This window comes from Sphingomonas hankookensis, assembly GCF_022664465.1.
GTDB lineage: Bacteria > Pseudomonadota > Alphaproteobacteria > Sphingomonadales > Sphingomonadaceae > Sphingomonas > Sphingomonas hankookensis.
Genome location: NZ_JAKREV010000012.1, coordinates 21,802 through 35,516 on the forward strand (window position 1 = coordinate 21,802; position 13,715 = coordinate 35,516).

At 60.4% G+C, this 13,715-nt stretch carries 10 protein-coding genes; 6 read left to right on the top strand and 4 right to left on the bottom strand.

The genetic code is table 11. The annotated features are described in order from the left end of the window. The first annotated feature begins 83 nt into the window (after positions 1 to 83). Both MF610_RS18175 and MF610_RS18180 read left to right on the top strand, forming a co-directional pair. Positions 84 to 524, top strand: a complete 441-nt coding sequence (locus tag MF610_RS18175) for a Ros/MucR family transcriptional regulator (RefSeq protein WP_242201727.1) — start codon at positions 84 to 86, stop codon at positions 522 to 524. Positions 525 to 1,014: 490 nt separating this feature from the next. Next, positions 1,015 to 1,560, top strand: coding sequence for a hypothetical protein (locus MF610_RS18180; RefSeq protein WP_242201729.1), 546 nt, complete (start codon positions 1,015 to 1,017; stop codon positions 1,558 to 1,560). Here MF610_RS18180 and MF610_RS18185 read toward each other — a convergent pair. Beyond that, positions 1,444 to 2,496: a hypothetical protein gene (locus MF610_RS18185; protein WP_242201732.1), complete on the bottom strand. Its 1,053-nt coding sequence runs from the start codon at positions 2,494 to 2,496 to the stop codon at positions 1,444 to 1,446. The two genes, MF610_RS18180 and MF610_RS18185, sit on opposite strands and share 117 nt — an antisense overlap. A 401-nt stretch (positions 2,497 to 2,897) precedes the next feature. On the opposite strand from MF610_RS18185, the gene MF610_RS19120 reads away from it, so the two are divergent. Then, on the top strand, positions 2,898 to 3,026 hold the full coding sequence (locus MF610_RS19120; protein WP_277924199.1) for a hypothetical protein: 129 nt from the start codon (positions 2,898 to 2,900) through the stop codon (positions 3,024 to 3,026). A gap of 184 nt (positions 3,027 to 3,210) precedes the next feature. On the opposite strand, the gene MF610_RS18190 is transcribed toward MF610_RS19120, so the two are convergent. Beyond that, positions 3,211 to 4,149 carry a hypothetical protein gene (locus MF610_RS18190; RefSeq protein WP_242201733.1) on the bottom strand — a complete coding sequence of 313 codons (939 nt, stop codon included), beginning with the start codon at positions 4,147 to 4,149 and terminating at the stop codon, positions 3,211 to 3,213. A gap of 313 nt (positions 4,150 to 4,462) precedes the next feature. Then, entirely contained in the window at positions 4,463 to 6,679 is a 2,217-nt protein-coding gene (locus MF610_RS18195; RefSeq protein WP_242201734.1) for an nSTAND3 domain-containing NTPase, read from the bottom strand. 504 nt (positions 6,680 to 7,183) lie between these two features. Here MF610_RS18195 and MF610_RS18200 point away from each other — a divergent pair. Together MF610_RS18200 and MF610_RS18205 are read left to right on the top strand one after the other, a co-directional pair. After that, positions 7,184 to 8,038 carry a hypothetical protein gene (locus MF610_RS18200; protein WP_242201736.1) on the top strand — a complete coding sequence of 285 codons (855 nt, stop codon included), beginning with the start codon at positions 7,184 to 7,186 and terminating at the stop codon, positions 8,036 to 8,038. A 137-nt stretch (positions 8,039 to 8,175) separates the two neighbouring features. After that, positions 8,176 to 9,345: a hypothetical protein gene (locus MF610_RS18205; RefSeq protein ID WP_242201738.1), complete on the top strand. Its 1,170-nt coding sequence runs from the start codon at positions 8,176 to 8,178 to the stop codon at positions 9,343 to 9,345. A gap of 242 nt (positions 9,346 to 9,587) precedes the next feature. Here the strand turns inward: MF610_RS18205 and MF610_RS18210 are convergent, their stop codons facing one another. Then, complete coding sequence (locus tag MF610_RS18210) at positions 9,588 to 12,014, bottom strand: DUF4238 domain-containing protein (RefSeq protein WP_242201740.1); 2,427 nt, start codon at positions 12,012 to 12,014, stop codon at positions 9,588 to 9,590. A 157-nt stretch (positions 12,015 to 12,171) separates the two neighbouring features. On the opposite strand from MF610_RS18210, the gene MF610_RS18215 reads away from it, so the two are divergent. After that, on the top strand, positions 12,172 to 13,458 hold the full coding sequence (locus tag MF610_RS18215; RefSeq protein ID WP_242201742.1) for a DUF5677 domain-containing protein: 1,287 nt from the start codon (positions 12,172 to 12,174) through the stop codon (positions 13,456 to 13,458). The last annotated feature ends 257 nt before the right edge of the window (positions 13,459 to 13,715 follow it).

The window sequence follows — 13,715 nt, forward strand, 5'->3', positions numbered from 1 at the left end:
CTGGCAGAGATCGCCTACCTATACGGAAGAACTGTTCGGACGCGCGTCCGTTTGTTTCCAACATTTACCACGAGCAAAATTTGATGACTGATACGATTAGCACGATCGAACTCGCCACCGACCTGACGGTGGCGTGGCTTGAAAACTCCAACACCCGAGCCACCGTCGCCGACGTACCGGCGTTTCTGCAGGCGATGCACGATACCCTTACCGCGCTCGCGGCACCTATTCAGATCGACGCAGATCCCGCAACGAACGCCGAGCAGCACACGCCGGCCGTCTCCGTGCGCAAGTCGCTGGCATCGCCCGACCACATCATCTCAATGATCGATGGTAAGCCCTACCGTACGCTGCGGCGTCACCTGTCAGGTCACGGTTTAACGCCCGAAGACTACCGCAAGCGCTATGGTCTGAAGGACGACTATCCCATGGTCGCACCGAGTTACAGCGAGAGCCGCCGCGCGATGGCGAAGACGATTGGTCTGGGACGCAAGCCTCGTTCGACCGGCACCGAGAAGGGCTAAAGGCAATGGTATCGGCTGTCGTTCTGTCGCCGACGGCCGATGCGAGCGGGTCAAAATCGTACGGTTCGATCTCTTGTCCACCATGCAGCCGTTGGAATGCTGTTGCAGCTTATGTTGCTTCCCATCCTCCGTAAGGCAGCGGCGCGCGCGCGATCTTCGGTGAATTTTTTGGTGGGAAAGCGGAACGGCCGGTTTCGGGCGACAAATCGGGATAAGCGGCCGTTCGTTCAGTTGAAGTACAGCGGCAGTTAAGCGCCCCATAATCGCCCGTTGCGCCTGCCAGCCACTCATCCCGAAACCGGTCGTTCGTTCACCTTGCTCGCGGCGCGTGTGGCAATGGCTAAGATTAAGGACTTTGCTGCCTGGCTGCTTTGGATGCCGACGCGGCCGAAGCTGTCATCCCCCTTATGCAACAGCATAGGCAAAAAACGTTGCAAGCGAATCAGTTCAACTTCGGTATCCTGAAAGCTCCAACAAACGGGGGGAGGGCATGGCTACCACGTGGTTAGAAGCCCACGTTCCAGGCTTCGCGGAATTGAGCAAAGCCGAACGTCGAGCCATTGCCGACTTCACGATGCTGTGGACGCTCTTTGAATCTCGGGTGCTCGCGACTCGAGGGAGCGCTCAGAAGATCATGGAGGCGGTTGAAGGCTGGCAGCAAACAGGCACCCTGGGCGCCGCTTCGTACGACAGAGAGCTGGCCTATTTCCAAGACCGCTACGTCGCGAATGGCGAGATGACCTGTCATTTCGACCGGCTGAAACTGAGGGCGAACGACCAACCTGGGTTGGTCCAGGCCGTGCTCGACGGGAGCGATGCGAGCCCTCAAGGCCGCCTGATGGCGATGCTGATCGTGGCGCTGCGGTATCGCAACAACCTCTTTCACGGCATCAAATGGCAGTACAAGCTAAAGGAGCAGCTAGACAACTTCAGCCACGCGAACGCGGTGCTGATGCGTGTCTTGGAGCGGCATGCAATCTCCACGGCGAGTGAGCACGCTAGCCTTTTCCACCCCGCGGCCCCGCGAGACCGCTAGAGGATGATTAGCTCCGCAATGTCCCCCAAGCGGCCCTAGCTCCAAATCCACGTGTTCCACCTGTTTGACTGGGGGCTTGGGCAGCCAGCAAAACCGAAACTCGTCCTGATAGGTGTAGCCAAAGGGCTTGCTGAGCGGAACGAATATCTTCGGCGATTTCGGCAAAAGCGGATCGACATAGTTCGCCCGCCCTTGCCGGGCCTCGGTGGCGCCGAGGCGACCGGTTGCCTTGTCGAGCAGGCGTTGTGAGAACTTGCGCCTGTCCCGGATCACGACGCAAGCGTCGGCGTTGAAATCGACGAACAAGCGCGGATCGATGGATTGCGTGACGCAATACAACCAAAAATCCGCGCCGGACTCGAACTGAATGTCTAGCCGCTGCTCAGTCACATCGGAGGGCACGTCCTCGGGATTTTGAACAAGGCGAATGATCTGCTCGCGCGTGAGCATGAACGAGAGAGGCAAGCTCATCTCGTCGTCTCGCACAGCTTGATTGTGATCGGGGTTGGAGAAAAAGCTTCCCGGCTGTAATCGGAGCTGACCGGCGGCAAACAACGCTTCCATATATTTGCGCTTGCCGAGTTTGATAAAGACCTCACCCTTCCGAAGTCCGAGCTTGGACATGCGATCCGCAGCTTTTTGAGCAAGTTCCGACGCGAAATCGGGAAACGGCTCAGAGTGAAGAATGTCGCGGGCAAACCCCGCGGGATACGGGCCGTATCTCTGCGCCATCTCCTCAAGTGAGTGCGTCCATTTCTCCATGAGTTCCGCGCCAACACGGTCCATCTGCAACAAGCCTATTTTAGCTTCCGGCGTGACGGTGAGCATGTTCAGCACAAGATCGCGCAGCCGCTTGTTTAGCTCAACGCGAGATAAATGCCGCGCATAACGATTGGCACGATATTGTCGCCGCCACAGCTCGTGGCGAGGCACCATGTTCGGCTGGGTTGGTCGGAATGGCGCATGCATCGCACCAAGTTACAGCGACACGCATAGCGTCGCCAATCGAGAATTTATTCCTATGACCCTATTGCCCGTTCTGTCGCATGACCGCTTTCGGGTCACAGCCAGTCGGCCATAAGCGGCGTAGATTGGTCGAAAGCGGCGGCTGCGCTGACCAGCTGACAAGGGCAGCTTTCTCCTGCCAATCATCTGAAACCTGCCAAACCGCAATCGACCCAACAGCCGCTGGGCTGGAATGCGCCCCAATGTCGGCCATTCCGGACTGACGGGCTCGATCCCAAAAGCCGTCGTCCGTTTATCGCACGCGCTGCCCCGTTTGGCCAAGCCCAACGACGGGAGGAGTATCTGCAGCGCGGAACGCAGGAACAGTGGCCTTGCACACCCGCATTGCGATTGCCAACATGCTGCTCGAGCAGGCCAAACCGGTTTTGCGAATCGTCGACGACCCTCCGGTCTATTCCGGCGATGGCCGTCTGGCCGCGATGGTCGAGGTTTCTGACTGAACCAGCGACGCGGATGCAGGAAATCTTGCTGACATGTCCCGACCGCGCATCCCGAATGTTCAACCGGATCGCATTGTCTCAGACTAGCGTCTCAAGCCACCAACGATCGCAATGTTGCGATCGCTTGACTGCAGGATGGATCCGCCCCCTCTCGGCGTAAGCGCGCTCTTCGCGTTCACCGATCCTATTCGTCGGCCATCCGCTTCAGAAAGCTCGCCATCACTCGCTTGGAACCGCAGGCGCCAAAATCAGCGACGACCTTGTCTCCTTCAATGTGGGTGACGACGCCCTCGCCAAAAAGCTTGTGTGTGACGCGCGCTTCTAGAGTAAGGAGGCCGTCGGGAGTTGCCGCAACAGATTCCGAGCCGGGAAGCAGTTGTTCGGTGCGACTTAGTGGCAAGCGCCGCCGGCCGCGCGGCTCACCAAGGGCTTCCCAGAAATCACAGCTGAAGTTGTTCAGATAGCGTTCGCCACGAGCCGGCTTTGCCTCATATTGCTCGGGGATCAAAGACCCGTCCCCGCCGGTCGTGAGGTATTCCCGAACGGCCTGCAGCGCCAACCAGCGTAGATGATCCCAGCGATCGAACAGCGTCGCTTCGCGCTGGGCCTCCAACTTCGCCTTGCTTGGTTTACGCGCTGGTTCCGGCACGGTGTAGTCGCGGCTCATATCGACATTATGAAAGAATGCGATGGTCCCGGACTTCCACGCGGCTTCGGGCGTTTCCCGCCATCGATAGTAGATGTCGACCTGGACGCGATCGCTGAACCGGTAGGGAGGCCTGATTAGATCGTCGATATATAGGAGCTGCGCTTCCAGTTCCTGTTTTTCGGCGCGCTCCTTCGCAGCATGAACCGCGTGGATCAAATCGTCGCCTGATTCCCACGCGCGGCTCCAAGTCGCTTTCCGCTTTGCCGCGGCCTTGGCCTTCGCATGGTCGGCCAAGTCACGTTCAAAGCGACCGAAGTGGTGTGCGATGCCGTCGTGCGTCACAGATAGGTGCAGGCAGCGCAGACTTGAGGCGGAACCTTCGTCCAGTGCTTGCCTGACTCCTTCCCGAACCGCGTTGGCATCGATCGCCTTGATGGCAATGATCTCTCGGTCGGATAAATACAGCCTATCCATTCTCACTCTCTTTCCTTGGACGCGTTCGCCGGCCTGGTTTCGAAGGCCGCTCCACCGGCCGCATATAGTCGACGAGGACCTGCACGGTCTTGTGGCGACCCACGTTCTTTATCTTTAAGATCGTTGCCCCGTTCGCCGCTTCCACCAGCAGCCGGCTCAAAGAAATGCCCCATATTGTTCTGCCATGAACACCCTTGTACCAGTTTTTGACGTTAGCCTGGTACGCAGTGTCTCATCGACGAGATCGAGATGCGGCGGTTCGGGCGCGAAACGCAGCGCAACCATATCCGCGAGGTCGGATGGTTCGGGACGTTTAGCTCCGCAGGCCGCCGAACATCGAGCGGATGTCTCCGTCGCTCATCCTGCGCTCCGGGGCGATGCCGGAACGCTGATAGCCGTCGCCGAGATCCTCTCGTGGCTCGTACTCCTCCAGCGCCTCCCGCCGCCATCGGATGTCGCGTCGAACCCTCTCGCTCGGGAAGTCCCGCTTCTCCATCAGAGTCAGCAGGCTCTTCTCGAACTCGTCGAGCGCATCGATCGTCTTGATCGCGTCGAGGTCGCCGTCCACACCGCTGGTGATCGTCGACATGGCCGAACGCACCGCGGCGACGGCTCTCTTCTCGTCATTGCCGTGGGTGAAGAGGGCCTCGTCCAGGCTCTCGATGTCCTCGAGCGGTAGGCACGCTGCGGCGCCCTCAAGTAGCACCGCCGCAGCCTCCGTCGCCACGGACCGGACGCGGGCCTCAACGTCCATCGGCAGCATCGTCATGGCGGACCGCTCTAGCAGCGAGCAGATCTCCCGGACCTCATCCTGATCGACGCCGGCCTCCTCGATCTCGCCCAGGGCGGCTAGCATCCTCTCGATGAGACCGTCGTCGCGAAACTCATCGCACAAGTCCAGAGCGAGCTCGAGGTAGTCGAAGCGCCCAGCGAGTCCGCTATCACGGACCCTGTCGAGCGCCGCGATCCACGGCGCCACCGGACCGTTCCATCCGCCCGGCTGGCTGCGCTGCGCCCGGAAGATTGCGATGCATTCGCCGAGCTCCTTCGGAGTCTCGATGAACGGGACTATGAGAGGGAGCAGGCGGTCAGCCAGGATGACGCCCTGGAGATAGTCGCGGAGCCCCGGATTGGTGAAGTGTACGAGACCGTTGATGAGGCCTAGCGCGGAACTCTCGATCTCCCGGTAGGCCTGTCGGAACCGGGGCTCGATCTCCGAAGAGAGCACCGGAGGGCCCAGCGCACGGGAAATGCGCACGAAACTCGCTTTTAGAGGCGCCATCCCGACAAACCCGCCGTTGACAGCCATCGCGAGGAGCAGCGTCCGCGCGTCGCCGGTCATGTGCTGACGGAAGGGCCGTTCCCATAGCAGCTGCGGATTGGCGAGCACGTGCTCGATCAGCTCGCGCGTCGGTCGCTCGTCTAGGGCGAGATAGTCCGACCGCGTCAGCATCTCGATAAGACGCGGATTGAAGTTCTTGTGGTCGATCATCGTCAGATAGAAGTCGTCTTCGAGAATCGCCTCGCGCTGCTCCTCGGTGAGCGTCGAAAAGTGGATGTGGTTGTAGAGAATCCGGGCCTTCGCCTCCCGCGTGTAAGTGCCGACGTTCAGGACATAGTTCCGGACGCCTTTCGCGGAATCCAGGCGGGCGGAGAGAATCTTCGCCTGCGCCAAGACGTAGTCGCGCGTGGTCAGTATGAAACGCAGGTCCTTCTGCCCTGCCACCCTTTCCAAGAGCGGCGGCAGCCTGGCGTCCAGGCCGCGGACGTGATCCGACGACAGCCGGACCTGCCCGAGGAAATCGTCGAACAGGATGAGGCGCCGCTCGCCCTCGTTGGCGACCGCCATCGCCTCCTCGACGTCGTCCACCACGAAGATCCTCCAGCCCTGCTCGGCGTGCCGCCAAAGCAGGATCTGGGCGAGCGTCGTCTTGCCCACTCCCGGCGCGCCCGCGATGAACAGCGCGCCCGTCTCCGCGAGCAGCGCCTCGGCGTCGGCCACGCTCCGGTTCTGGACGAAGCGCGGTATCATCTCCCGGATGTTGTCGAGCTCGACCGCCGTCCTATTGTAAACGCCGCTTCTGACGATGCGCTCAAGCACCGCCGAACTTGCCAGCCACAGCTTGAAGTGGCGCTGCTCCACCTCGGGATGCAGGCTCAGCAGGTTGTTGAGATCCTCCCGCCCCAGAATGTCGATCTCGGTGAGCGGCACTCCCGGCATCGCCGCCACGATCTGCGCCTTCAACCGCGGCGTCATCGAGACAGACGTTGCGAGCAGATAGCGGCTCGGCTGAAGCGCGACAGCCTTCGCGCACTCGCGACCCATCGCCCGCACCAGCGCAGTCGGTCCGCTGCGGGCATAGTGCTTCGCCTGCACGACGATCCGTTCGGGGCCTGCCAGATACCGGACGTCCACGCCTTGGTCCTTTCCCGGCCCGAAGCTCTCCAGTCTGCGCGACCAGTAGGCCTGCAGCAGGTCGCGGACGAGTTCCTCGAAGTCGAGGGGGGAGAGATCGTGGAAATCGTTCATGTCGGCATCGTCGGCACGGAATATCCCTTCGGTGTGGAATAAAGCAACGAACCGATCGGCGATCCCATCGCCGCCTTACCCGAGCGGCCGGGGGGGGGGCCGCCGCCCTGTGGCGAAAGCGACGGGGGTGGTCGGACGTCCCCCCCTTTCCGCAGCGCAAGCCATGTCCAGCGGACTCTCCCCGCATGATGTCTGGTTTCTTCACCTGATAACCTGACAGCTGCCAGTCCGCAGACGGCCCAGTAGCTGCCATTCATCCGCCGGCCGTGCTGGACGGCTGAAATTGGGCCGAGTCCGGTCTGTCGGCTTTTAGGCTCCGCGGCCGGGATAGCCGACATTCATCATCCAGCCGTTGAGCTGACGACTTCTAATTGGGGGCCGGGGCTCCCCTCATCTAGCATTGGTCACAACATCAAAGCTATGCGCCGGCGCGGGTATCTGCGCTGGATACTTGAAGGCTGAGATCCGGATATCCTGCCCTCTCGTTCGCATCAGGGAACTGCCATGAACGACACGGAACGCGAAGCGGTCATCCTCAACAGCGCCTGGGAGATGATTGACGGGATGGTCAATTGGGCCATCTTCGAGAAGACCGACCGATCCGAACTCTCCAACCTATGGTTTCCGAGCAGCCAGCACCGTCAGCTTTACTTGATCCTGCTCGCCGATTTCCTGTCGCAGACACGCGGTTTCAGCGGCCGGCCGATTCCGCTCGGCTTGCAGGAGCCGCCGAGCAATACTACGGCCTCGAATAGGACGTTCCTGTTTCACCTCCGGCAGGTTTGCAACAATCCAATCTTGGGCCTTGATGCATCGGGTTTGCGCGCGGCGGTCGAGGCGTTCGCGATCTGGCTTGAGCACGAGTTCGTGACCGAAGGGGTAGATCTCAGCGACATCGATGTGGTCTGCGACGTCAAGGTGAGCCGGCTGCAATACATCAAGATTTGCGGGGACATCGCGAAGCACAACCTGGCGAGGCTGGAGGCGAATGTGAAGCGCCTGCGCGAGCTGTTGGCCGCCGCCGGCAATCCGATCACGGAGGATCAGGGCTATCTCGCGATCCCCAGTTTCAACGAATGGTTCGCGACTGGCATCTTCCCCTATCATGCCAGCCATATCGCCGAGCTGCTCAACAATATCCGCTGGGAGATATACTGGTATCTCCAGCCCGAATTCCGGCGCTCCTGGCATCGCAAAGAGGAATGGACAGAACTCTATCCGAGATATGGCTATCACGTGCCGCCCGCGATCGAGGCGCCCGTAGCCCGCAACATGTACTGGGATGCAATGAACCGCTCGCGCTCCGTGCCCTATGTGCGGCGCTTCACCATCCCGGCCTACGCCAAAACCGAATATTGAAGGCCTCGCGGAAGAGGACTTGGGCCTTCGGACGTCCACAGGCGTCGCGGAGCCCTCGTTCGGACGGGGTCGTTGCATTTCCCGACATGGGACTAGCCTCTTCCGTTTCGTGGGCCCGGGCGACTACAGTCGCTCCTGTGACCCTTGAAGAACATATCGCCCAGCTGAACAGTCTCGCATTCTGGCGGGAGTTCACATTCGCCCGCAACAAGTTCTCCCCGACACCGGACAAGGAGCTTGAGCTGGCGGACAATCTCGTGTGGTTCGGCGACCGGACCTATATCCTGCAGCTGAAGCAGCGCGATAATCCGAGTTCCGATCCATTAGCCGAGCGAAACTGGTTCGAGAAGAAGATCATCAAAAAGGCAACGAGCCAGATTCGCGATTCGCAACGGTATCTCGACGAGAATCCGAGGATTCGAATCACCAATGAGCATGGACATTCGTTCGAGATCGAACGCGCGCATCTGCGAACTATCACGAAGATCGTCGTTTTCCTTCCCGCCCCTGCGCTGCCGGAAGATTGCTGGCGGATGCATTATCACATCAGCAAGAGCACCGGCAGCTTCATCCACCTCCTCCCCGTGAACGACTATTCGGGCATTCTCGAAACCTTGAGGGTACCAGAGGATATCGCGCGTTATTTTCAGTATCGTGAGGAGGTGACGCCACGGCTTCGCGAAGCGGGCGTCTCGGTTGAGGAGCCGGATATCATGGGGGCCTTCCTCAATGAGGAAGCAATGCCGACACCGGGCTCACACGAAATTCTTGGGCGGTTGGTGCAAGATACCGAGAGCTTCGATCTCTCGGGCCTGCTCGGCAATCTCCATAGTCATATCGAACGAGCGGATGCGCCGTACGAATATTACAAGATCCTGCGAGAGTTCGCTCGATCGCCGCGTTCTGTCTGGCGCGAGGTCAAATTGCGGGTAACAAAGTCTCTGGAGGTCACCGCAGCGAAGGATTTCGCTCGTCCGTTCAGGCTGACCTTCCCTGAGAATGATTGTACCTTCATGATCGCGCCTCTTGCCCCGGAACTGCCCTCGACCGGATCAGAGGGGGTGCGCGTGCGCACCACGGGTCTGAGCAATTTGACGCAGGCTGCGAAGTATCTGGCGCAGACATCCAAAGCGGTGGGCATCCAGATTTCGAGGGATGGTGAGTTCGTCCAAATCGATTGGGGCTTGCTCGAATTTCCCTGGCAGTCGGATCCTGAACTCGAGGACAGGCTGTCGAAGAACAATCCCTTCCGACCGGTGACGGAGAAGTCCATGGATGGCTTCTTCTTCAAGTCATCCTCTTCCTAGGTCGTGAACTCATAAAACGGCCGCTCTGGGCACAAGCTCTGCCGTCCACGCCATCACGTCAGCCGCCTTCTGCCTGTCAGCATTCAAGCGGAGCGCTTGGAAAAGCTGACATTTGATAGAGCCAATGGCCCGGGTCGGCAGTCGCCGGGATACCGACCCTTCCGAGTTCCAGCATCCCCGATGGTTGCCGATCATTCATGCGTCCCCACTGGCTCTCCTGAACGGGGAGCAGGCGATCAACACTAAGCACTCATGCGCTCAATGTAGAAGGCCATCGGCACCATCGGCAGGTGGTGCTCAGAACTCGACATAAGCAACAGGCGATTAATCGTGTTGTCCTGGATGCCCGTCGGCGCAAAAACGCAGGAGATTCTGCCTTTATTTCCGACGTCTCCCCGCTTGCGAAGCACCTTCTGGGCGGCTGTGTGCGTGCTGACGAAGCGGGAAGCGAGCCCCGCCTCGAAATTCGGCCGGGGACCGCGATCTTCGACAGCGGCGAGATACCGGAACATCTCGCCGAACAGCCTGGGGTAGCCCGACAATATGTCCTCCCGCGCCAACTGAATGATGCGATCCGGGTTGTCGGGAAACAGAAAGGCGGCGTCGGCGAGAATTCCGGCGAGCTGTCTAAAGCGAGCCGGCAGCGCTCCCGCCCTCGGCCGAGCCGCGCGGAGAATCTCTCGCCAGCGGAAGGCGCTGTCGGTCACGATGGAGGCCCCGGTGGCCTGCGCCAGATACATGGCGATTTCGAAATTCGGCCCCTTTTGCATCAGGCGCATCTGGCCGCCGTCCTTGCCGCCGTCGAAGATTCCATCCTGCAACGCCGTCAGCGGGTCTTCCTCCTTCAGCCGCTCCAACTCGGACCATATTTCAGCAATGCCGGTCGCATCGAGATCGGGAAAATTCTGCCGCAGCCGAGCCTCCTGTGCGTCTCGGGGCCACATCAGCGTGTCGCGCATGAAGTCGGCACGCATCAAATCTTCCAGCCGCGGCTCTCCGCGCAGGCTTATGTCGATGGCAACGGCGCGCTCCTGCGCCATTGCCATGGTTTCACGGCGGAGATGATAGTCGAAGGTCCACGGGTCCGGGATGAGGTTGATCAGTCCGGCGTCCACTAGTGGCATGACGTTGAGGAAGAAGGCCACGGCCTTCAGAAATTCGAGATGGTAGCTGCGCGGATGCTCTGTCGGCCGGAACTTCTCGGCGATGGTGCCGGCGTGGACGAACGGGGTCTCGACGATCAGCTCGCCGAAATAGAGCGACGCACCCAGCGCGAACTCGACTATCGACTGCGGATGGAGCGATCCGGTGTAGACCGCGCGCGAACGACCGTCGGGTTTTGGCAGTAGCGCGAGCAGATCGGTCTCGAGCGGCCAGAGCGCCTCATAGAGAAAGTATACCTCTTTGATCTGGTCATCGGTCAACTCGCGCCTGACCGCTGTCCAGTCCTTGCCCGCGTCGAGACCCAGGATCGACAGGATGCCGCGATGAAGGACCAGATTGCGCTCGCGAATGCTGCGTTCTGTCCAGCTGGGTCGCAGCGCGATTGGCCTTGTCTTGCAACAAATGCGGTAGGGATGTCCCGGCCCGCAGCCACAGGGGGCTCCCAGGGCGAGTTCCTTTGCCGGTGGGACCTTCTTGAGGGCTTCCCGTTCCTTCTCGGTCCGGCCGTAGGCGTCTTGGTAGCGAACGCTACCGTCTTCGAACCCCAGATAGGTTTCGCCACCGTAATGCCAAAGCTCATCACGGGGCGGGAGCAGAGTTGCGGCAAGGTCGGCCCATGATCCGCTCGCGTGCTGTTCGGGATAGAGCCATTCGCGCTTGCCGGCAGCGATATGGCGCTGAGCCCGCGCTTTGAGCACATGGTTGATGCGTGCCACCTCGACGTCGGTCAGCCGCCGCGTGCGTATCATCTTGTCCGTGCGCACTATCGACTGGCGGAAGTTGCGCGCGAAGATCCGCTTCTCCAGCGGTGGTGCCGACGGATTTTCGGCATATTCGAGATTGGTCAGGATGAGACAGTGGTCACGGCTCATCGGGAACAGGGTCTGCGATGCTTTCAGTGCGATCCCCGGATCATGGGGAAAGGCGCACTGGGGCGCTTCGGGCGGTAGGGCGTGATTGTAGATCGTCACCGGATGGTCGGTCAGGAGAAACTTCACGCCTGCATCCTCGGCGGAGACGATCTCCCGCACGCACTCGGTCCAGATCGTGGTATGGAGCATGCGGATGCCCTGCATCTCCATCATCACCTCATTCTGATGGAGCGCCGGATATTGCGCCTGCAGCCAGGCCAAGCCCTTCGGGGTCCGCAGCTTCTGGATATCGATATACTCGAAGAAAGCCCCGAAATGTTCGTGCCAGGCGCTGATGTCGGTCCCCGCGAACGCTCTGACGGCCTGCGATCCTCGCGTGTCGATATCGCCGAACAGCTTCCGCTCGATCTCGTCATTCACCTCGGTCAGGAAGAAGGTCGAGTATAGATCGGTCTGAAAGAAGCAGCGCTTCGTCGGCGCGTCGAACAGTGAACGCTCCCGAATGACGCGACCGTCGGCGAGGACTTTGGTGGGTGGCGTCAGGTCGAGATAGACCAGGGTCGAGCGACCGGGTTCAAGAAAGCCCCGTTGATGCCATTGCGGAACGAAGTGATTGTCTCTCGTGATCGCCATTTGCGATCGCGATCATATAGTCCGAGCGCCAAGCGGACAACGTCGCACCGCTGTTTCTGACGTATGATCTACGATGGCGCGTACTTCGCCGCGTCATTGTCGTATCCCTTTGGTTCCGCTACATTTCCACCCCACTTGAAACAGCAGGAATCGGTTGATGGGTTCGTTGCAATCCCTGCTGGAAGAGCAACTGGCGACCATGCCGCGAATCATCGCGACGGAGCTTGTACGCGACAAGCTTAAGGCAGCCGGGCATGCCGAGAATGAAAAACTGGTCGAGCAGATCGTCGATCAACTGCTTGGTGCCGGCTCTGACGAAGAGGATGGCGACGACAGAGATGTCCTTGAATTCGAGACCGACGAGGAATTCGTGCTCGAATTTACCGACGCCGATTCCGCGCGCGCGCAGGAATATGTCGACAAGATCAGCGAAACGATACCTGAGCTGATTCACGGCGTGGCTGAGACAGCGGCGGTCAAGATGCTGCGCCGTTACGAACGCGATTGGGCGACCTGGCGAGACGCGGCGGACATCCAGATGGATCAGTTTCGCTTTAACCTGCAGGCGCGATGGGGAAAGGGCTTCGACGCGCTTCGCATGCTAATCGAGCTGTCGCGCGACATCGGCACGGACTTCCATCGGCGCGCCAGCCGCTCCCGGTCACGGCGACGTGCGCATCTCAACAAGGCGCTCTCCCATCTCCATGTCCGTGCCATCCAGATTGCGTCCGAGATTATGGTGCTGATGGAGAATGGCTATGCCGACGGCGCCATGGCGCGGTGGCGCACGCTGCACGAGGCCGCCTGCGTTGCGATGGTGCTCGGCGATGGCGGCGAAATGCTGGCCGAACGCTATCTGGCGCATGAAATCGTCGAGGCGAAGAAGGGGCTGGGGCAATATCAGCAGTGCCACCCCAAGCTCGGCTATGCCCCATTCTCAAAACGCGCGGCCGCGCGGATCCAGCGCGATTATGCCGAAGCGATCAGCCGTTACGGCAAGGAATTCGGCGGCGACTATGGCTGGGTCGCGGCGCATCTCGGGAACCCCAAGCCAAATTTCAGCAATATCGAGGATGCCGCCGGACGGGCGATGATGCGCTCGCACTACAAGATGGCGAGTCATAATGTGCATGCGAGCACCAAGGGCATCGCCTATCGGCTCGGATCGCTGGACCCGCACTATGCCGTGATCGCGGGGGCCAGCAATGTCGGCTTCGTCGAGCCCGGCCAGAATCTGGCCTTGAGCCTCATGCACATCACCATGCTGTTGCTGCCGACGTCGTGGACGCTCGACAAGATCGCGCAACTGATAGCGCTCAACAAGCTGCATGACCGCATTCCGCGTGCGCTCGCGCAGTCCGAGCGGACGATCGCCAAAGACGAGAAGGCGATCCGCGAGGCCGCTGTGGCTCGCCGTTCGAAGCGCTCGCGCGCAAAACCCTGAGCGCGACCGCTACGCCGCGCTCGATCCGACGCCGCTGCCTCATGGCAGTTGGCCTATGCTCGCTGCTGATCGCGCGCCAGCTGTCGATGGAGGGCGGCCGACCCCTCTTGCGGGGCACGCCATACATCACTGACGTCCCCCCTGTTTTTTAGTCCATTTTGAGCGAGAGTTTTCCGGCCTTGAGAAGCCTTCGGGCAAGGAGCTGGAAATGAGAAAATCTAGGTACACGGACGAGCAGATTGCGTTCGCGCTGAAGC

Coding starts and splice junctions, on each gene's coding strand:
- MF610_RS18180 (WP_242201729.1), top strand. CDS start 1,015: ATGGCTACCACGTGGTTAGAAGCCCACGTTCCAGGCTTCGCGGAATTG.
- MF610_RS18185 (WP_242201732.1), bottom strand. CDS start 2,496: ATGGTGCCTCGCCACGAGCTGTGGCGGCGACAATATCGTGCCAATCGT.
- MF610_RS18175 (WP_242201727.1), top strand. CDS start 84: ATGACTGATACGATTAGCACGATCGAACTCGCCACCGACCTGACGGTG.
- MF610_RS18215 (WP_242201742.1), top strand. CDS start 12,172: ATGGGTTCGTTGCAATCCCTGCTGGAAGAGCAACTGGCGACCATGCCG.
- MF610_RS18190 (WP_242201733.1), bottom strand. CDS start 4,149: ATGGATAGGCTGTATTTATCCGACCGAGAGATCATTGCCATCAAGGCG.
- MF610_RS18210 (WP_242201740.1), bottom strand. CDS start 12,014: ATGGCGATCACGAGAGACAATCACTTCGTTCCGCAATGGCATCAACGG.
- MF610_RS18195 (WP_242201734.1), bottom strand. CDS start 6,679: ATGAACGATTTCCACGATCTCTCCCCCCTCGACTTCGAGGAACTCGTC.
- MF610_RS18200 (WP_242201736.1), top strand. CDS start 7,184: ATGAACGACACGGAACGCGAAGCGGTCATCCTCAACAGCGCCTGGGAG.